Source organism: Nonomuraea sp. NPDC050394 (assembly GCF_044459065.1).
GTDB lineage: Bacteria > Actinomycetota > Actinomycetes > Streptosporangiales > Streptosporangiaceae > Nonomuraea.
Window position 1 is genome coordinate 118,386 of sequence record NZ_JBITIO010000004.1, and the last position, 18,235, is coordinate 136,620.

Here is an 18,235-nt window from a genome sequence, read left to right on the forward strand (position 1 = left end):
CTCGTCGATCATGACGGCCATCGTGACCACAGGACGTGATCGTTCGCATGCGTCTTGTCATCCTTTGAGGACTTCCACAGTCCCCCGTTCCCCGTCGACGCGGATGCGGTCGCCGTCCCGGATGCGCGCGGTGGCGTTGCCGGTGCCGACGACGGCGGGGATGCCGAGCTCGCGGGCGACGATCGAGGCGTGGGAGAGCGGTGCGCCCATGTCGGTGACGACGGCGGCGGCGCGCGGGAACATGGGCGTCCAGCCGATGTTGGTCAGCGTCGTCACCAGGATCTCCCCCGGCTTCAGCCGCTCGCCCTCCTCGGGGCCCGACAGCACGCGGGCCACGCCCTCGACGACGCCGGGCGCGCCGGGAAAGCCGGACACCGTGTCCGCGGGGGGCGCCTGGCCGCCGCGGGCGTCGTAGAGGTCGACGCGCCGGTCGGGCGAGGCGGCCCAGCGGACCGGGTCGAAGGGGCCGACGATCAGCATGGGGTAGATCGGAAGAGCGGCGTACTTCCGGTAGGTGGCGCGCCGTACCGGGATCCTCGCCAGCGGCGAGCGCCCGCCGCGCAGCACGTCGAGGATCTCGTCGATCTCCAGGTGGAAGATGTCGTCGCCGAGGCCGGTCAGCTCCCCCGCCCGCAGCACGAACGCGCGCATCGCCCAGAAGACCCGCATGTTCTCCGACCGGGTGTCCTCCCGGTCCCTGACGATCGCGTTCCACCTGTCCACCCGCGCGCGCATCGCCGCGCCCTTGCGCGGGTAACGGTGGTCGAAGCGGGCCCAGGCCGCCGCGCGCGCCTCTTCCTGCCGGGTGAGCAGGTCGCCGGCGGCTCCGGACGCGACCTCGGCGAGCCGCCTGTCGATCCAGCCGGGGTCCTCGCCGGGCCTGGGCACGCTGACCTCGAACTCGTGGGCGCCGCGGTGCCCGTAGACGGCGGCGAACTCCGCCCGGTCGATCTCGCCCCTGGCCAGCTTGTCCAGGCCGATGATCGGTCCCATGCTGGCCAGTTCGCCGCCGGCGTTGGCGCCGGTGAGCATGGCCTCGGCGTCGCTGTCGCCGACCATCTCGCGCAGCTTGTCGCGGGTCATGACGAGCGCGGCGCCACCCTGGCGTCCGGCCGCCTCCAGCATCCGGCAGGTCTCCACGACGTACGGCCGCAGCCCCTCCTCCCAGAAGGCGGCCAGCTCCGCGGGCTCGGAGATCAGCCCGGCGCGCTCGCGCAGCTCCTCACAGCGCGAGCGGGCGGTGGCGAGGAAGGGCCGCAGCCGCTTCACGTTGGCGGCGACCCGGCGGCGCAGCCTGATCGCCATCGGCAGCATGGCCTTGATCAGCTGCCACCGGGAGGCGGGCAGCAGCGGCACGTCGAGACCCGGCGGGATCCTGCCGAAGACCTGCTCGATCGCGCCGAGCCTGCCGCTCATGCCGAACGCCTTGGCGGCGGAGATGGCGATGCTGAGGTTCAGGTAGAAGCGCCCGCCGATGTTGCCGACCAGGCGGTAGCCGGGGATCGCCGACGCGGACATGGCCTCGCGGATGAACAGCCGCACCAGCGACCAGGTGACCGGGGTCATCACGTCGGGGATGGCCTCGCCGAGGTTGCCGCTGGTCCACAGGTACTGGCCGGTGAGGCTGTCGTTCCACTCCTCCACCTCCTCGGCCAGGGCGGTGATCGGGCGGGCCTGGACGACGAAGAGCTCCTCGCCGCGCCTGGCCCACTCGACGTCCATGGGCGTGCCGTACAGCCGCTGGATCTTCTCGCCCAGCGCGGCGAGGCGCAGGACCTGCCCGTCGGAGAGCACGCGCAGGGAGCGGCGCGCGGGAGGGACCGCCCGCTCGCGCGTGCCCCCGGGCTCGCGCACGGTCATGACGGCCTTGTCGGCCACGGTGTACGAGCGCACGCGCCCACCGGCGACCACGGCGTTGTCGGGGGTCACCTGGCCGCCGACGACGGCTTCGCCCAGGCCCCAGGCCGCGTTGACCACGCTCTGCCCGCGCGCGCCGGTGACGGGGTCGGCGGTGAACATGACCCCGGCGGCGTCGGCGTCGACCAGCTCCTGCACGACCACGGCGAGCGCCACGTCGTCGTGCGGGACGTGGTTGCGCTCGCGGTAGGCGACGGCCCGCGGGTTCCAGAGCGAGGCCCAGCAGCGGCGGACGGCGTCGAGCAGGTCCGCGCGGTGGACGTTCAGGTAGCTGTCCTGCTGGCCGGCGAAGGACATCCCGGGCAGGTCCTCGGCGGTGGCCGACGAGCGCACCGCCACCGCCGCCGCGCCGTCGCCGAGCTTGGCGTAGGCGGCGAGGATCTCGGCGGCCAGGTCCGGCGGGATCTCGTGCGTGGTGAACAACTCCCGCGCGCCGGGAGCGCCGAGCCGCTCGCGGAAGGGCGCGGTGAACGCGCGGTAGGCGTCGGTGGTGATGTGGAAGCCCGGCGGGACCGGCAGCCCGGCGCGGCTCAGCCGGGCCAGCGACGCGCCCTTCCCGCCCGCGACGGCGAGATCGGCGGCCGCGTCGTCGAGCGGGAGAACGTTCATGGCAGCTGCCCTTCGAGAGCGGCCTCAAGCTTGCGCCCGGCCATGCCCGCGGCCTGCGCGACGTAGGCGCGGACGGCTTCGGCGATGGCGCGGGCCTCGCGGGGCGACGGCTCGCGGCCCGCTTCGAGCGCGCGGTGCGCGGTGTCGGCCAGCAGTTCGGCCAGCCGTTCCGCCGGCACGCGGTAGGGCTCCGGCGTGAGCCGCGTGGCGGTCAGGAATCCGAACACGACCGAGGTGAGCACGCTCACGTGCTCGGCGTCGGTGAGGTCGGGACGGATCGCGCCGTGCTTCCTGAGCGCGCCGAGCAGCCGGTTCAGCGCCTCCGCCTGGCCGGGGTCGCCGGGACGGGCGCTCTTCATCGTGGTCAGCTTGCCGAGAACCTCGGTGTCGGCCAGCAGCACGGCGCGCACGAGCGGCCGGCGCATGACCTCGGCGGCCACCACCCCGACCAGCTCGCGCAGGGTGCCCGGATCGGCCCGCCGTACCTCCTCCAGAGTGGCGACGCGCTCGCGGCGCAGCAGCGCGGCGAACAGCAGCTCGCGCGTCTTCCAGTGCAGGTAGATCGTGCCCTTGGCGACCCCGGCGGCGCGCGCGACGTCCGCGATGGTGGTCTTGTCGTAGCCCCAGCGCAGGATCAGCTCGGCGGCCGCGTCGAGGACACGATGGGCGCGCTCACGCTGCCGGCCGGGATCTGCGGGCGGCCTGGCCATGTGAAGGTTCCATTCTTTGACCAGATAAGCATATTCGGTCAAAAAACCCGGCACAAGGTACGGCCCCGCCCGGACATTCCCGGATCTTCAGCCCCCGGGCCCGCCCCGCGCCGTACGGTAGACCCCATGGCCAAGGCCTTCTGGATCGATCAGGACTTCGACAGGGACCGCCACGGGCGCTACGCCGCGCACGTGGAGAAGAACCTGCCGGAGTTCGAATGGGGCGACATCGCTCCGGTGCGCTTCGCCTGTGCCGCCTGGAGGCTGGCCACGCCGCCGTCGCTCGACCCCGGCTACGTCCGCTGGGACCGGCGCGTGCTCGACGCCACCTGCGCGCGCAACACCTGGGACGGCACGCTGATCGCCCGCGTCCGGATCGTCTCGCCGCTGCCCGAGCCGCTCACCCGCTCGCGCGCCTGGTGGCGCGACCGCGGCTGGCAGGGCTGGCAGGAGCTGTTCGGCCAGTACGTCGAGCCGACCCAGCAGGACTTCGCCAGAAGCCCGTTCCTGCGGGCGACGCTCCTGGTGGAGGCACCGGTGCCGCTGGCCGGGCTGCCGCCGGAGCCGGAGGGCCCGCACGAGCGCGTCGAGGAGAGCGCCCAGCGGGCCGTCGCCGTGCTGGTACGCGAGCTCAACGAACTCGTCTCCCCGATCCTCGACCAGCTCGGCTAGCCGGCGAGAGATCATCCTCGAGCTGGGCAGGTGGGCAGGCGGCCCGCTCCTCGAGGTAGCCGTCGGCCTGCATGGTGAACAGCTCGGCGTAGCGGCCGCCCAGGGCCATCAGGTGGCCGTGGGTGCCCTCCTCGACGACGCGGCCCTGGTGCAGGACGTAGATGCGGTCGGCGTGCCGTACGTTGGCCAGGCGGTGGGTGATCAGCACCGTGATCCGGCGTTCGGCGCCGGCGCGCAGGCTGGCGAACAGGGCGTGCTCCGCCTTCGGGTCGAGCGCGGCCGACGGCTCGTCGCAGATGAGCAGCGGCGCGTCACGGTAGAAGGCGCGGGCGCAGGTGAGCCGCTGCCACTGGCCGCCCGACAGGTCCTGGCCACCGGCGAAGACCCGCGACAGCAGGGTGTCGTAGCCCTCGGGCAGCTTCTCGATCACCTGGTGGGCGCCGGCCCTGACGGCGGCGGCGCGCATCCTGGCGCGGTCCTCGTGCTCGGTGCCCAGCGTGATGTTGCGGGCGGCGGTGAACGGCCAGCGCCAGAACTCCTGGCTGACCAGCCCCACGTACCGCCACAGCTCGTGGCGTTCCACGGCGGCCAGCGGCAGGCCGTCCCAGGTGACCGCGCCGGAGGTGGGCAGGCGCAGCCCGGCCAGGAGCATGGCGAGGCTGGTCTTGCCCGAGCCGTTCTCGCCGACCAGCGCGATCGTCTGGCCGCGCCGGGCGGTCAGGCTGACGCCGTCGAGCGCCATGGGGCCGTCCTCGCCGTAGCTGAGCTCGGCGTGCTTCACCTCGATCGTCTCGGGCGGCGTGATCACGGCGGTGCCGGCGGGCGGCGGCAGGCGGCTCTCGCAGCGCTCGGCGAACTCGGTGAAGTCGCCGTAGTAGAGACCCTCTTCGTAGATCTTGTTGACGTTCGTGAGCGCCAGCGTGAGCGACTGCCTGGCCGCCTGCAGGGCCAGCACCGCGGTGGCCGCCGCGGCCAGCGGCAGACCGCCGCCGATCAGCAGCAGGCCGAGCACCGTGTAGAGCCCGGCGGTGGCGCCGCCGGACAGCAGGCCGCCCAGCACCCGCACGCGGGTCTGCCCGGCGACGACCTCCAGTTCCGCGCCGGTCTCCGCCGAGACCATCCGGTCGTACTCGCGCAGCAGGAAGTCGCGCATGGTGAACACGCGCACCTCCGCCGCGGTCAGCCGCTCGGCCATCAGCTCGCCGAGCATCCACATGCGGCGGCGGCGCGAGGTGCGGTTGCGTTCGCTCACGTACGACAGCCGTGCCACGCGCACCGCCGCCCACGCCCCCGGCAGGCTGGCCAGCACCAGCGCGGCCAGCAGCAGCGGGTGCACGACCAGCAGCGCCACCGCGGTGCCCGCCAGCCCGGCCAGGCCCGCGACCAGGTCGAGCGTCCCGCGCACCAGCGCCTGCAGGGCCATGCCGCCGCGGTTGCGCGCCCGCTTCATCTCGTCGCTGAAGCCCGGGTCGTCGAACGCGGCCAGTTCCACCCGGGTGGTCAGCTCGAACAGCTCCCGCTCGACCAGCGTCAGCACCCTGGGCATGAGCCTGGCCTGCGCCCAGCCGGCGCCGATCGACAGCCCTGACCTGGCCGCCACGGCCGCCGCCACCACCAGCAGTGAGGGCAGCGCCGCCTGGACCCGTCCGAGCGTGGGCCCGGCGGCGAACAGCGCCACGAGCACGTCGCGCGTGGCCAGCAGGCCGTAGGAGGTGGCGACGCCGCCGAGCATGCTCAGCGCGATCGCGAACGCGGTGTCGCGGCGGTCGGCCCGCCAGGCGACGGCCACCGCGCGGGCGGTGGTGGCGGGCAGCCGGGCGGCGACGCGCAGGAAGCTCGTGCCGGCGAGCGCTGCCGTGTGGGCGTCCCACCAGGCCGTGGCCAGGGACGGCAGGTCCGCGCTCCCCCGCGCGGTGTCCGCGCCTCGCCTTCGCATCCGCATGTTCCCTCCGCGTTTCGGCCGACGCCGCTGGCCAGCGTAGGAAGCCCGGCTTGGAAGTGGCTTGACGACGGCGGGGAAGCCCGGCGTTGGGGCGTTGACCTGCGGATTCACCGCCTCCGGACGGCTCGGGGAGGGGCGTGGCGTTCCGCCCGCCGGGACACCGCGGGTCGCCGTCTGGCGCCGCCGTACGCGCTGACCTGGGAAAACACAGCCCCGGCCGGGCTTTGCAGCCGTCTCCCAGGGCGATCCAAGTCAGGCCGTCCATTCTCGGTCTGTCAGCTCGAAGACGTGAAGGAGCGGTGATGACGGGGACCCTGGTGGTGTTCGGCGCGGGGGCGCCGCCGGTGCGCGAGAACTGGCGGGTCCACGTGGCCGGGACGCCGGACGGCGACTGGGCGCGGGCGGTCGAGGACTTCCTCGCCGCCCCGGCAAGCCCCGCACGAGCGGTTCTCCTGGGCTACGGCGCCGCCGCCCCGGCCGTCGTGGACTTCGCCGACCTCCACCCGGAGCGCGCGGCGGCGGTCGTGGCCGTGGGCGCGCCGTGCGACCTCGACCCGTCCGGCCTGTGCTGCCCGGCCCTCGTACTGGCCGAGGACGACACCCGGAGCGTGACCTCGTTCCTGGCCGCGCTCGACCCGGGCGAGGAGACCGGCTGCCCCGTCCGGCTGCCCGCGCTCACCCCGGTCCTGCTCAACGATCCCGACGTGATCCGGCAACTGCGCGTGCTGGGTCCGGTCCACCGGGTCGACGCCCCCGGGGTGTCGACCTCGTGGATCCTCACCGGCCACGCCGCGAGCACCGCCGCCCTCGCGGACCCGGCGCTGGCCGGTGAACTGGAGATCACGGCCGGATTCCGCCTCCAGGGCGAGCTTGAGCACCGCGGCGAGCAGGACCTCATCACGATCGGCGGCGACGAGCACGCCCGGCTGCGCAAGCTGGTCGGCCCGCACCTGACGCCGCGCCGGCTGGAGACGCTGACCCCGCGCGTGCGGGCCGCGTGTGAGCGCCTGCTGGACGCGCTGCCCGCGCACGAGCCCGTGGACCTGGTGCGTGCCTTCGCCCGCCCGCTGCCGATCATCGTCCTGTGCGAGCTGCTCGGCATCGCCGAGCACGACCGCGACGACATCGCCGACTGGCTGCTGGTGCGGATGAACACCGTGCCGCCGGTGGCCCACGCCGACATCGACGAGCGCCTGCGCGCGCTCATCGCGGACCGGCGGGCGGCGCCCCGCGACGACCTGCCGAGCTGGGTGGCCGAGGCCGAGGGCGAGCGCCTGCCGGAGGACGACCTCGTGGCCGCCGCCCGCCTGCTGATGGTGGGCGGGCACCGCGCGCCGACGACCCTGCTGGCCAACGGCCTGGCCGCGCTGCTGCGCGAGCGGGAGCAGTGGAAGCGGCTGGTCGCCGAGCCGTCGCTGGCCGAGAGCGCGGTCGATGAGCTGCTGCGCTACGTCACGCCCTTCCCCGTCGGCCTGGCCAGGACCGTGTCCTGCCCGGCCGAGGTGGCCGGCCGGACGATCCCGCCCGGCGACCTCGTGGCCGCCTCCCTCGTGGCGGCCAACCGCGACCCGGCCTTCTTCGACGAGCCGGACGAACTGGACATCGGCCGCGCCCGCAACCCGCATCTGGCCTTCGGCCACGGGCACCACTTCTGCCTGGGCGCCGCCCTGGCCAGGATCCAGGCGCGCGTCGCCCTGGAGACGCTGGCCCGCCGCTTCCCCGGCGTCGACCTCACGCACGACGCCCGTGACCTGCACTACCGGCAGAACCGCGTGCGCTACCTGCTGGAACTCCCCGTCGTCCTCAGCCCGCGCTAGGAGCCCGCCCCATGGACGCGACCATTCCCCAGCTGCTCGCCTACTGCCAGGCCGATCCGCTGTTCTTCGAGCCGCCGTGGCGCATCGCCGACGAGCCCGGCCGCTTCGCCGCCGCCCGCCGCGAGCTGCCCGAAGGCTGGCGGCGGCGCGAGAAGGAGCTGTGGGTCGTGCTGCGCCCGCCCGGCGGCGAGCTGCCCGAACAAGGATGGAAGATCCATGTCTCCGCCACCGCCGGCGACGCCGGGCGGGTGTGCGACCTCGTCGTGGAGCACTGCCTGGCGCGTGGGATCGCGGTGAAGTTCCTGCGGAGCCCCGCCGCGGTGCGGCTGCTCAACAGCAAGTACGCCGAGCGCGGCGGCAGCGGCAAGCTGCTCACCCTCTACCCGGCCGACGAGGACGAGCTGAGCCGCGTGCTGCCCGAGCTGGAGGAGTTGCTGCGCGGGTTCGCCGGGCCGTACGTGCTGACCGACCTGCGCTACGGCGAGGCCCCCGTCTACGTGCGCTACGGCGCGTTCCGTCCGATGACCTACGCCGGCGCGGACGGCGAGACCGTCTACGCGATCCGCGCCCCGGACGGCGAGCTGGTGCCCGACGACCGCAGCCCCGCCTTCACCGTGCCCGAGTGGGTACGGGTGCCCGAGGTGCTGACCGGCTCGCTGGCCCGGCGCGGCCAGGGTGGCGCGCAGGACTTCCCCTACCAGATCGAGCGCCCGCTGCACTTCTCCAACGGCGGCGGCGTGTACCTGGCCCGCGACAGGGAGTCCGGCGGCTACGTGGTGCTCTCCGAGGCGCGGCCGCACGCCGGTCTCGACCGCGACGGCACCGACGCGGTCGCCCGCTTGGCGCGCGAGCGCGAGGTCCTGAAGCGGCTGGAGGGCCTCGACTGCGTCCCCCGCGTCCTGGACCACCTGGTGATCTGGGAGCACCACTTCATGGTCGAGGAGTACATCGAGGGCAAGACGCTGATGGAGGAGGTCTTCGACCGCTACCCGCTGGCCGGGCCCGACCCGACGCCGGAGGAGGCGGCCGCGTACACGCGGTGGGCGGTCGACGTGCTCGCCAAGGTCGACCAGGCGCTCATGGCCGTGCACTCCAGGGGCGTGCGCTTCACCGACCTGCATCCGGGCAACGTCATCGTGCGTACGGACGGGCGGGTGGCGCTGATCGACTTCGAGATCGCCTGCGACCTGGCCGACCCGCACCGGCCGGGGCTGGCGGCGCCCGGCTTCGCCGCACCGGTGGGGCTGAGCGGGCGGGAGGCCGACCGGTACGTGCTGAACTGCCTGCGCCAGTGGGTGTTCCTGCCGATCTCGCCGCTGCAGGATCGCGACCGGGTCAAGCTCTCCAGCCTGACCGGCGTGATCACCGAGCACTTCCCGGTGCCGCCGGGGTTCGGTCCCCGGATGCTCAGGGGCTTCGGGCTGAGCGCCGGGATGGACGAGCGGGCCAGGATGTTCGACGACCCGTCCTGGCCGGAGATCAGCGACTCGATCACGGCAGGGATCCTGGCCAGTGCCACGCCCGATCGGCGCGACCGGCTCCATCCGGGCGACCCCCGGCAGTTCGTCTCGGGCGGGCACACCGTGGCCCACGGCGCCGCCGGGGTGCTCTGGGCGCTGCGTTCCGTGGGGTCGCCGGTGCCGGAGGAGCACGTGGACTGGCTGGTGGCCGCCACCCGCGCGGCTCCGGCCCGGCCCGGACTACTCGACGGCCTGCACGGCGTCGCGGTGGTGCTGGACGAGCTCGGCCGCGGCGAGGAGGCCGCGCGGACGCTGGCCCGCGCCAGGGCGGCCGAGCCCGGCTGCGTGGCCGCGGGGCTCCACGGCGGCCTGGCCGGTGTCGGGCTGAGCCTGCTGCACTTCGGGCAGGCCGAGGCGGCCGTCGCGGTGGGCGAGCGGGTCGCCGCGGCGGCCGGCGGCTGCGAACGCGGCGGGCTCCAGCACGGCCTGGCCGGGATCGCCCACTTCTTCCTGCGGCTGCACGAGGTCACCGGCGAAGAGCGCCACCTCGGCCTGGCGCTGAAGGCCCTGCGCCGGGCCGTCGAGCACGGGCGGGTTCTCCCGGACGGCGGCTTCCAGCTTCTGGAGGACAACCGCTACCACGCCTACCTCGGCACCGGCGGCAGCGGCCTCGCCCTGGTCCTGGCGCAGTACCTGGCCCGGCGGGAAGAACCCGGCTTCGCCGAGGTGATCGACGGAGCGCGCCGATCGTGCCGCGCGCCGTTCATCCGGCACCCGTTCCTGTTCATGGGGCGGGCCGGCACCATCGCCGCCCTCCACCACCTCGGCCGGCCCGAGGACCGGCCGGTGATCCACGACCACGTGCGCAGGCTCGCCTGGCACGCCCTGTCCTACCGAGGCCATCTGGCCTTCCCCGGCAACCAGTTGCTGCGCCTGTCCATGGATCTGGCCACGGGCACCGCCGGCGTGCTTGCCGCCCTAGGCGTCGCGTTCGACCTGAACGCGTCGGTCATCCCCGCCGTCGACCTGCGCGCACCCGCGGTCGAAGGCGCCGGAAGGAGGTGAAGGAAATGGCATTCGTCCTTGAGCTCCAGGCGCTCAACGCCCCCAAGGCTCTCACGGCGCACCCGTGCTACAGCCACGTCACGTCGTACGCAGGTACCTGCTGACCGGCACCGGTGCCGGGGATCGGGCAGTGATCCCCGGCACCGGCCACAGAAGGGTTCCCCATGGACAGTAGTTTGCCCCTCGTCAGCGTCGAGACGCTTCGCGACATGGACGCGCTGCGCCGGATGAGGGAGGCAGGTCCGGTCCACCACGTCAACATGGGCGGCAGGGAGCCGGGCTGGATCCTGACCTGCCACGAGGCCGCCGCCAAGGCGCTGGTCGACCCCAGGCTGCGCGGCGACGCGCCCCAGGCGCAGGGACCGGAGAAGGAGCTCGCCGACGAGGAGGACCTGTTCTTCCTGCCGGGCGAGCAGCACGCCAGGCTACGCCGGATGATCTCCCGTCAGCTCACCCCGCGCCGCGTGGCCGGGCTGCTGCCGCGCATCCAGCACGAGGCCGACCTCCTGCTGGACGCCATGCCGGCCGGCGAGCCCGCCGACTTCATCGCCGCGTTCTCCCGCCCGTTCCCCGTCGCGGTACTGTGCGAGCTGCTGGGCGTCCCGCCCGAGGGCCGCCGTTACATCCGCGACTACGTCTTCGGCTGGATCGCCGAGGCCGGCGTGGGCACCGTGGTCACCGAGAGCGCGGGCGTCGCCATGGCCGGCTACCTCAAGGAGCTCATCGCCCTGCGCCGTGCCGCGCCGCGCGACGACCTCATCAGCGCGATGTCGGCCGCCGACCCACGCGACGTGCTCTCCGCGGTACGGCTGCTGCTCGTCGCCGGCCACCGTCCCGTCACCCGCCTGCTGACCGAGGGCGTGGAGATCCTCCTGAGCCGCCGGCCCGGCCTGGTCGAGGACCCCTCGCGGCTCGACCCGGCCGTGGAGGAACTGCTCAGGCTCATCACCCCGACCGCCCTCTCCTCCAGGTACGTCAAGGAGAGCCTGGAGATCGGCGGCGTGGAGCTGCCGGAGGGCGGCGGCGTCCACTGCGTGCTCGCGGCGGTCAACCGTGACCCGGACCGCTTCCCCGACCCCGACACCTTCGCCCCGGACCGCCCGGCCAACCCGCACCTCGCCTTCGGTCTCGGCCACCGCCACTGCCTGGGCGCCGCCCTGGCCAGGGCGGAGGCCAAGGTCGCCGTCGGCACGCTGGCCCGGCGCTTCCCGCGCATGCGGCTCGCGGCCGACCAGGGCCCGGCCCCCACCCGGGCGGGCACCAGGAAGCTGCTCGTCGTCCTCGACCCTGGAGGCCCGCTGTGACCGTCCCCGACCGTCCCCTGGAGATCATCTGGGACATCACCTACGCCTGCCCGCTGCGCTGCGTGCACTGCTACTCGGAGTCGGGCCGGCGGCCCGGCCGCCAGTTGCGCCGCGACGACCTGCTGCGCATGGCCGACGCCATCGTCGCGATGCGCCCCGCCGGGATCTCGATCGCCGGTGGCGAGCCGCTGCTGGTGAAGGAGCTGTTCGAGGTCACGGAGCGGATGACGGCGGCGGGCATCCAGGTGGCGCTGTTCACCGGCGGCTGGACGCTGCGGCCCGAGATGGTCGCCGACCTGGCCCGCGCGTTCTTCCGGGTGAGCGTCAGCGTGGACGGGGCCACGGCGGAGGTGCACGACCGCGTCCGCGGCCGGCGCGGCTCCTTCGACCGGGCCCTGCGGGCGCTGGCCATGCTGGACGGGGCCGGGCCCGTCTTCGGCATCGACTGCGTGGTGGTGCGCAGCAACTTCCGGCAGATCGAGCAGGTCTGCACGGACCTGGTGCCGCGTTTTCCCGGGCTCGGGTTCGTCTCCTTCGGTGCGGTGGTGCCCGAGGGGCTGGCCAGCCGTACCGGCTTCGCCGAGCACGAGCTGCTGACGGAGGAGCAGATGGCGGCGATGGGCGATCCCGCCCTCCGCGAACGGCTGCGCGCGCTCGTCCCGCCGGGCGTGCACGTCACCGCCACCGACAACCTCGCCCTGCAGATGCACCCCGACCGGATCCGCGAGGGCCGGTTCTTCCCCGCGCTCCAGATCGAGCCCGACGGCGCCGTACGGGCGATGCCGGCCTACGAGGGCACCGTCGGCAACCTGCTGACCGACTCCCCCGCCGAGCTCTGGCGGCGTTCGGTCGAACGGTGGCACGACCCGTTCGTGGTCGCCACGCTCACCCCGGTGCGTACCGTGCGGGAGTGGGCCGAGGCCACCCGGCTGATCGACTACCACTTCGCCTCGGCCGCCGATCGCGCGCGCATCGACCGCCGCCCGGCGTTCGCCCAGCTGTGAGGCGGGTTCCGCGTTGAGCGGACGTTGATCCGACGTTGGCAGGCCGCGATTAACCTCCCCGGAAGAGATGGGGAGAAGAAGCTGCCGGGTCCGCAGCGTGGCGATCGGCGTCGCCACGCTCGCCGTCATGCTCGCGGCCGTGGGCGGGGCCCGCGCCGCCGGCCAGTGGGCAGGTCTCGGGGCCGCGCTGCTGGCCGGCGCGCTCTTCCAGCCCCTGCACCGGCTGGCCAGACGGGCCGCCGACCGGCTGCTGGACGGCAGGACCGCCGACGTACGCGCGCTGGCCGCGACCGCCAGGCAACGTCTCCAGCAGGGCGACCCGCACTCCGGGCTGCGCGCGATCCTGGCGCTGCTGTGCGCCGCCCTGCCGGTGACCGGCGCCGCCGTCGAGCTCGACGACCAGGTCGTCCAGACCGGCACGCTGCCGGTCGCCGCCTCCTCGGTGAGCCTGGACCGGCGCGGCGAGCCGGTCGGCCGGCTGCTTCTCGGGGCCTACACCGGGCGGGGCGCGCCCGGCCCCATCACCACGCGGGTGCTGGCCGCGCTCCTGCCCGCGCTGGCCGACGCCGCCCACGCCGTACGGCTGGCCGGAACGCTCCAACGCGAGCACGAGCGGGCCTCCGCGCTGCGCGCCCAGGAGCGCAGGCGGCTCGGCCGGGACCTGCACGACGGACTCGGCCAGTCGCTCAGCGGCCTCGCGATGTCCATCCACGCGGCCCGCATGGCCGCCAGAACCGCCCCGGAACAGGCCGAAGCCCTGTTTATGCGGTTGCTCTCCGCGATGGAGGAGGTGACTATTGAGGTCGGCAGGCTGGTGGACGGCGCGCCCCCGCCCCAGCTGGCCGAGCTCGGCCTCCTCAGGGCGATCGAAGCACTCGTCGGTTCCCCGCTCTCGTCGGGGGGCGGTGACCTGGAAGGGCTGCCGCCCGCGGTGGAGCTCGCGGTCTACCGCATCGTCCAGGAGGCGGTGACGAACGCGCATCGGCACGCGGCGGCGACCTCGGTCACCGTCGCCGTGGAGCGATGCCGGGACCGGCTGCGTGTGCGGGTCCGCGACGACGGTCGCGGGCTGCCCGCCCAGCCGCCGGCGGGCATCGGTCTGCGGTCCATGCGCGAGCGGGCCGCCGAGCTCGGCGGCTGCTGCGTGATCCGGCACGCGGAGGGAGGCGGGACGGTTGTCGAAGTCGATCTACCCCTGTGAGGTTCCCACGTCCACCCGGCTGAGCTTCCAGATCCTTGGACCGTTCCAGGCCCATCGCGACGGCACCGCCCTCGACCTGGGCGGACTGCGCCAGCTCGCGGTCCTGGCCCGGCTGCTGGTGGCGCGGGGGCGGGCCGTACCGGCGAGCCTTCTCGTGGACGAGATCTGGCCGGGACGCCCGCCCGCGCAGCCGCTGGCCAGCATCCAGGGGTACGTCTCCCGGCTGCGCCGCGCCCTTGAGCCCGACCGGCCGCCGCGTCAGGAGGCCACGGTGCTGGTCAACGCGCCGCCCGGCTACGCCCTGCGGGCCGGCGTCGAGCAGGTCGACGCCTGGCGCTTCGAGTCCGAGGTACGCCGCGCCTGCGACGAGCCCCGCCAGGTCTGGACGTCCATGGAGGCGGCACTGGCTCTGTGGCGCGGTCCGGCGCTGGCCGAACTGGCCAACCTTCCCTGGGCGGCCACCGAGGCGGCCCGGCTGGAGGCGCTGCGGCTGGTGGCCGTGGAGCGGCACGCCGACGCCGGGATCCGGCTGGGCATGGCCGCGGCGCTCGTACCCGATCTTGAGGCGCACGCGTGCGCCCACCCGCTGCGCGAGGAGGCCTGGCGGCTGCTGGCCTCTTCGCTCTACTCCTGTGGCCGCCTGGGCGACGCGCTCGGCGCGCTGCGCAGGGCCCGCGCGTTCTGGCGGGAGGAGCTGGGTCTCGACCTGTCTGCTGAGCTGCGCGCGCTGGAGGCGGACTTCCTGGCCCAGCGTCCGGCCGGGCGGCCGTGGCTGCCCGAGCAGCGGCGCGCGCCCGAGCGTCCGGCGCCGCGCGTGCTGGTCGCCGACGACCAGGCGCTCGTGCGGGCGGGGCTGCGCGTGGTGCTGGACGCCGAGCCCGACGTGCGCTTCGCGGGTGAGGCCGCCGACGGGGAGGAGGCGGTGGCTGCGGTGCGGGCGCTCAGGCCGGACGTGGTGCTGCTCGACATCCAGATGCCGCGCCTGGACGGCCTGGCCTGCGCCCGCCGCATCCTGGCCGGGCCACGACCGCCGAAGGTGATCATGCTGACCACGTTCGGCAGCGACGAGAACCTCTACGCGGCGCTGCGGGCCGGGGTCAGCGGGTTCATACTCAAGACCTCGCCACCCGAGCAGCTCGTCGCCGCCGTGCGCGCGGCCGCGGCGGGTGACGCGCTCATCGACCCGGCGCTCACGACCCGCCTCATCGCCTCCTTCGCGTCCTTCTCCTCCTCCGCTTCCTTCGCCGCACCTTCCCTCGCCACCCCTTCCTTCGCCACCCCTTCCTTCGCCACCCCTTCCCTCACCACACCGCCCGAGCCCGCGGGAGTGCCGGTGGGCGGGCTCGACGGGTTGTCGCCGGGGCAGCTGAGCGTGCTGCGCCTGGTCGCGCGGGGGCTGAGCGACCGGCAGATCGGCGAGGTGATGGGCGTCGCCGACGCGGGCGCGCTGGTCGGCGAGCTGCTGGCCCGGCTGGGCCTGCTCGACCGTGCCCAGCTGGTCGTGCTCGCCTACGAGTCGTCCCTCGTCACTCCGGGGGGCCGATGAGCGCATGGACCCGATGGACGGCCGTCGTGGCGGCGGTGCTGACGCTCGCGGCGCTGGTGATGCGGGCGTTGCTGCCCGGCGCGTGGTCGCCCGACGTGCCGCTGCTGCCCGACTACGCCGCCGGGCTGGCCTTCCCCGCGCTGGGGGCGTTCCTGCTGCGCCGCCGTCCCGGTCACCTGCTGGCCCGGCTGATGTGCGCGGGCGGGCTGGCCTGCGCCGTGCGGATCGGCGCCGAGACGGGCATGCTCACCGCGGCCGCCGCCGGTGAGCTCGAACTGGCCGCGCTGCTGCGCTATCCGGCCGCGATCGGCCGCGTGGTGGGCGGCATGCTGCTGGCCGGGCTGCTGCCCGTGTACTCGCCGGACGGCCGGTTGCCCTCGCCGCGCTGGCGGCCGGTGGTGGCCTTCGCGGTGCTGGTGACGGCGCTGGAGTGCGTACGGGCGGTGGTCCGGCCCACGCCGCCGCCGCAGGCGCTCCGCTGGCCCGCGCCCATCCCCAACCCGCTCGCGATCGAGGCGCTGGCGCCGGTCGACGGTCTGCTGCGCGACGTCACCGAGGTCGGCACGCTGGCGGTGGTCGTGGCCGGATTGTTCTCGCTGGCCCTGCGGGCGCGCGGAGCCGACGCCGCGCTGCGCCGCCAGCTCGCCTGGCCGCTCGCGGCCTTCGCCCTGTATGTCATCTGCCTGCTGGCCGGACCGGCGTTCTGGGCGGCGTGCCTGGTCGCGACCGCGCTCGTGCCGATCACGATCGTCGCCTCGGTGCTGCGCCACCAGTTGTTCGGCATCGAGGTGCTGCTCGGCAAGGCGCTGGTCGGCGCGGGGGTGGCGAGCGTGGTCAGCGTCGCCTACCTGGCCGCCTCCGGCGCGGCCAGCCTCGTGGTCTCCGGCCGCGGCCAGCTCGCCGGGCTGGCCGCCGCGCTCCTGGCCGGCGCCGCCTTCCAGCCTCTGCGGGTACGGCTGCGCCGCCTCGTCGACCACGCCATGTACGGCCCCCACGGCGACCCGCACCGCCTGGCCAGACGCCTGGCCGCCGAAGTCGGCCGCGCCGACGCCGACCAGGCGCTCCGTGCGGCGTTGCGGGTGACGGCCGACGGGCTCGCGGTCCGCGGCCTGGCCGTCCGCATCCGCCACGGCGCCACGATCGCGATCGGCGAACCCATCCGGGTCGGCGACGCCGACACCATCGGCCACCGGACGACCAGGACGAACAGGACGACCAGGACGAACAGGGCGGCCAGGGGCGGGCGGCTCGCGGGTGAGGTGCGGGCGGCGGGCAGGGAGTTTCCGCTGGTCTGGTACGGCGAGCCCGTCGGCACCCTGGTCATCGGCCCGCCGGGCGCCAGGCAGTTCACCGCCGGCTACGCCGAGGAACTGCTGTGGGCGGCGGCGCCGTACGTCGCCGACTGCGCCCACGCCGTACGGATGCGCGACGACCTGCGGCGCTCGCGCGAACGGCTGGCGGCGGCCAGGGAAGAGGAGCGGCGGCTGCGCGACGGCCTGCGCGCCGAGCTGGACCGGGCGCTCGAAGGCGTGCACCGGTCGCTGCGGGAGGCGGGCACGAGCCTGCGCAGTTCGCCGTCGGCGGCCGACCGGCTGCTCGGCGACGTGGGCACGGACGTGCACGACGCGGCCATGCGGGTCCGCGCGCTGCTGCACGGCCTGAGCGGCGAGGCTCCCCGGCGCTAGTCGCCCTTCGTGCCGTCGATCAGCTCGCGGATGATGTCGAGGTGGCCGTTGTGGCGCGCGGTCTCCTCGGTCATGTGGCCGATCACCCAGCGCAGCGTCGCGTGCCGGTCGCCGCTGAGCGTGCCGTGGGACATGGTGTCCAGGCCGATCCCGGCGATCTTCCGGCGGACCCGCTCGCACTGCTCCTCGTACTCGGCCAGCAGCCTCGCGATCGGCACCTCCAGGGCGACGGTGAACTCGGCGTCCGGGTCGTCCTGGGTGTAGGGGCCGAGGTCGGTGCCACCGAGGAACATCACCTCGAACCAGTAGTGCTCGTTCCAGCGCAGGTGGTTGACGATTCCGGCGGGCGTCATCAGCGGCGAGGACGGCAGCGGGGCCTTCCTGGCGGCCTCGTCGCCGAGCCCGGCGCACTTGTGCACGACGGTGGCGCGGGCGTAGTCGTGGAAGGTGTCGAGCGTGGTCCGCTCGTCCCACGTGCCGGGGGTGTCGCTTCGTGTCATCGCTCCAGGATGCCGGAAGTGACGAGGGCGACGATCCGGGTGCCGGGGGCGAAGGCGCCCTGCCGTACCAGATCGAGGACGCCGTAGAGCATCTTGGCGACGTAGATCTTCTCCACGCCGTGGTGGGCGGCGAAGGCGTCGAGCTCGGGGGTGGTCCTGGCGTAGCCGCCGAAGTGGTAGCCGGTCTCCAGCCGCCAGTTGGGCCAGACGCGGCCGTAGGCCTCCCGCTGCAGGCGCTCCACCTCGCCGGCCAGGAAGCCGCCGCCCTTCAGGACGGGGAAGCCGATCGCCCGCCGTCCCTCCGGCAGCCCGGCGGAGATGCCCGCCAGCGTGCCGCCGGTGCCGGCCGCGCAGCAGATCACGTCGTACGGCTCGCCGATCTCGCCCGGCAGCTCCGCGCAGCCGCGTACCGCCGCCGCGTTGCTGCCGCCCTCGGGCAGGATGGCCACCTCGCCCCACCGCTCCCGCAGCATCTCCTGTACGGCCGGCGTGTGCTTGAGCCGGTAGGTGGCCCGGTCGAGATAGCCGAGGCGCATGCCGCAGGAGACGGCGTGGGCCAGACAGGGGTTGAGCGGCAGGTGCTCCTCGCCGCGGATGATCCCGATCGTCTCGATGCCACGCTCGCGCCCCGCGGTGGCGACGGCGCGGATGTGGTTGGAGTAGGCGCCGCCGAAGGTGAGGATGCGCGGGTGGCCGAGGTTGTACTTCAGCTTGCGCGGTTTGTTGTCGTCGGCCTTCAGCATGACCCGTACCGAGCCCAGCGACGGATCTGCCAGCGTCCGCATGGCGCTAGTCTACGGACG

The 18,235-nt window shown here is 74.3% G+C and carries 13 protein-coding genes; 8 read left to right on the forward strand and 5 right to left on the reverse strand.

Features of this window, described 5'->3' with window-relative positions:
- Positions 1–57: 57 nt before the first annotated feature.
- Positions 58–2,526 (reverse strand): PEP/pyruvate-binding domain-containing protein, encoded by a 2,469-nt coding sequence (locus ACIBKY_RS18100; protein ID WP_397097799.1) that lies wholly within the window; start codon positions 2,524–2,526, stop codon positions 58–60.
- Positions 2,523–3,236 (reverse strand): TetR/AcrR family transcriptional regulator, encoded by a 714-nt coding sequence (locus ACIBKY_RS18105; protein WP_397097800.1) that lies wholly within the window; start codon positions 3,234–3,236, stop codon positions 2,523–2,525. The genes ACIBKY_RS18100 and ACIBKY_RS18105 overlap by 4 nt, the downstream gene beginning before the upstream one ends.
- A gap of 126 nt (positions 3,237–3,362) precedes the next feature.
- Between ACIBKY_RS18105 and ACIBKY_RS18110 the strand changes: the two genes are divergently transcribed.
- The gene (locus ACIBKY_RS18110) at positions 3,363–3,908 is read left to right on the forward strand and encodes a hypothetical protein (RefSeq protein ID WP_379619586.1); all 546 of its coding nucleotides are present in this window, start codon (positions 3,363–3,365) and stop codon (positions 3,906–3,908) included.
- On the opposite strand, the gene ACIBKY_RS18115 is transcribed toward ACIBKY_RS18110, so the two are convergent.
- Positions 3,868–5,844 carry an ABC transporter ATP-binding protein gene (locus tag ACIBKY_RS18115; protein ID WP_397097801.1) on the reverse strand — a complete coding sequence of 659 codons (1,977 nt, stop codon included), beginning with the start codon at positions 5,842–5,844 and terminating at the stop codon, positions 3,868–3,870. The genes ACIBKY_RS18110 and ACIBKY_RS18115 overlap by 41 nt on opposite strands.
- Before the next feature lie 308 nt (positions 5,845–6,152).
- On the opposite strand from ACIBKY_RS18115, the gene ACIBKY_RS18120 reads away from it, so the two are divergent.
- The 7 genes from ACIBKY_RS18120 to ACIBKY_RS18150 all read left to right on the forward strand — a co-directional run bounded on the left by ACIBKY_RS18120 (position 6,153) and on the right by ACIBKY_RS18150 (position 16,932).
- Positions 6,153–7,667 carry a cytochrome P450 gene (locus ACIBKY_RS18120; RefSeq protein ID WP_397097802.1) on the forward strand — a complete coding sequence of 505 codons (1,515 nt, stop codon included), beginning with the start codon at positions 6,153–6,155 and terminating at the stop codon, positions 7,665–7,667.
- Positions 7,668–7,678: 11 nt separating this feature from the next.
- Positions 7,679–10,192 (forward strand): class III lanthionine synthetase LanKC, encoded by a 2,514-nt coding sequence (lanKC, locus tag ACIBKY_RS18125; RefSeq protein WP_397097803.1) that lies wholly within the window; start codon positions 7,679–7,681, stop codon positions 10,190–10,192.
- A 164-nt stretch (positions 10,193–10,356) separates the two neighbouring features.
- A complete protein-coding gene (locus tag ACIBKY_RS18130) occupies positions 10,357–11,496 on the forward strand; it encodes a cytochrome P450 (protein WP_397097804.1) in 1,140 nt (379 codons plus the stop codon).
- Positions 11,493–12,500 (forward strand): radical SAM protein, encoded by a 1,008-nt coding sequence (locus ACIBKY_RS18135; RefSeq protein ID WP_397097805.1) that lies wholly within the window; start codon positions 11,493–11,495, stop codon positions 12,498–12,500. Before ACIBKY_RS18130 ends, ACIBKY_RS18135 begins: the two co-directional genes overlap by 4 nt.
- A gap of 67 nt (positions 12,501–12,567) precedes the next feature.
- The gene (locus ACIBKY_RS18140) at positions 12,568–13,701 is read left to right on the forward strand and encodes a sensor histidine kinase (protein WP_397097806.1); all 1,134 of its coding nucleotides are present in this window, start codon (positions 12,568–12,570) and stop codon (positions 13,699–13,701) included.
- The gene (locus tag ACIBKY_RS18145; RefSeq protein ID WP_397097807.1) at positions 13,676–15,247 is read left to right on the forward strand and encodes a BTAD domain-containing putative transcriptional regulator; all 1,572 of its coding nucleotides are present in this window, start codon (positions 13,676–13,678) and stop codon (positions 15,245–15,247) included. Before ACIBKY_RS18140 ends, ACIBKY_RS18145 begins: the two co-directional genes overlap by 26 nt.
- A complete protein-coding gene (locus tag ACIBKY_RS18150) occupies positions 15,244–16,932 on the forward strand; it encodes a sensor histidine kinase (RefSeq protein ID WP_397097808.1) in 1,689 nt (562 codons plus the stop codon). The genes ACIBKY_RS18145 and ACIBKY_RS18150 overlap by 4 nt, the downstream gene beginning before the upstream one ends.
- Here the strand turns inward: ACIBKY_RS18150 and ACIBKY_RS18155 are convergent.
- A complete protein-coding gene (locus ACIBKY_RS18155; protein ID WP_397097809.1) occupies positions 16,929–17,432 on the reverse strand; it encodes a DinB family protein in 504 nt (167 codons plus the stop codon). The two genes, ACIBKY_RS18150 and ACIBKY_RS18155, sit on opposite strands and share 4 nt — an antisense overlap.
- Positions 17,429–18,217 (reverse strand): 1-aminocyclopropane-1-carboxylate deaminase/D-cysteine desulfhydrase, encoded by a 789-nt coding sequence (locus tag ACIBKY_RS18160; protein ID WP_397097810.1) that lies wholly within the window; start codon positions 18,215–18,217, stop codon positions 17,429–17,431. Before ACIBKY_RS18160 ends, ACIBKY_RS18155 begins: the two co-directional genes overlap by 4 nt.
- Positions 18,218–18,235 lie beyond the last annotated feature (18 nt).

What these genes read in the sequence shown, in the direction of transcription:
- ACIBKY_RS18100 (WP_397097799.1), bottom strand. Translation starts at nt 2,526, where the DNA reads ATGAACGTTCTCCCGCTCGACGACGCGGCCGCCGATCTCGCCGTCGCG.
- ACIBKY_RS18105 (WP_397097800.1), bottom strand. Translation starts at nt 3,236, where the DNA reads ATGGCCAGGCCGCCCGCAGATCCCGGCCGGCAGCGTGAGCGCGCCCAT.
- ACIBKY_RS18110 (WP_379619586.1), top strand. Translation starts at nt 3,363, where the DNA reads ATGGCCAAGGCCTTCTGGATCGATCAGGACTTCGACAGGGACCGCCAC.
- ACIBKY_RS18115 (WP_397097801.1), bottom strand. Translation starts at nt 5,844, where the DNA reads ATGCGAAGGCGAGGCGCGGACACCGCGCGGGGGAGCGCGGACCTGCCG.
- ACIBKY_RS18120 (WP_397097802.1), top strand. Translation starts at nt 6,153, where the DNA reads ATGACGGGGACCCTGGTGGTGTTCGGCGCGGGGGCGCCGCCGGTGCGC.
- lanKC (WP_397097803.1), top strand. Translation starts at nt 7,679, where the DNA reads ATGGACGCGACCATTCCCCAGCTGCTCGCCTACTGCCAGGCCGATCCG.
- ACIBKY_RS18130 (WP_397097804.1), top strand. Translation starts at nt 10,357, where the DNA reads ATGGACAGTAGTTTGCCCCTCGTCAGCGTCGAGACGCTTCGCGACATG.
- ACIBKY_RS18140 (WP_397097806.1), top strand. Translation starts at nt 12,568, where the DNA reads ATGGGGAGAAGAAGCTGCCGGGTCCGCAGCGTGGCGATCGGCGTCGCC.
- ACIBKY_RS18150 (WP_397097808.1), top strand. Translation starts at nt 15,244, where the DNA reads ATGAGCGCATGGACCCGATGGACGGCCGTCGTGGCGGCGGTGCTGACG.
- ACIBKY_RS18155 (WP_397097809.1), bottom strand. Translation starts at nt 17,432, where the DNA reads ATGACACGAAGCGACACCCCCGGCACGTGGGACGAGCGGACCACGCTC.
- ACIBKY_RS18160 (WP_397097810.1), bottom strand. Translation starts at nt 18,217, where the DNA reads ATGCGGACGCTGGCAGATCCGTCGCTGGGCTCGGTACGGGTCATGCTG.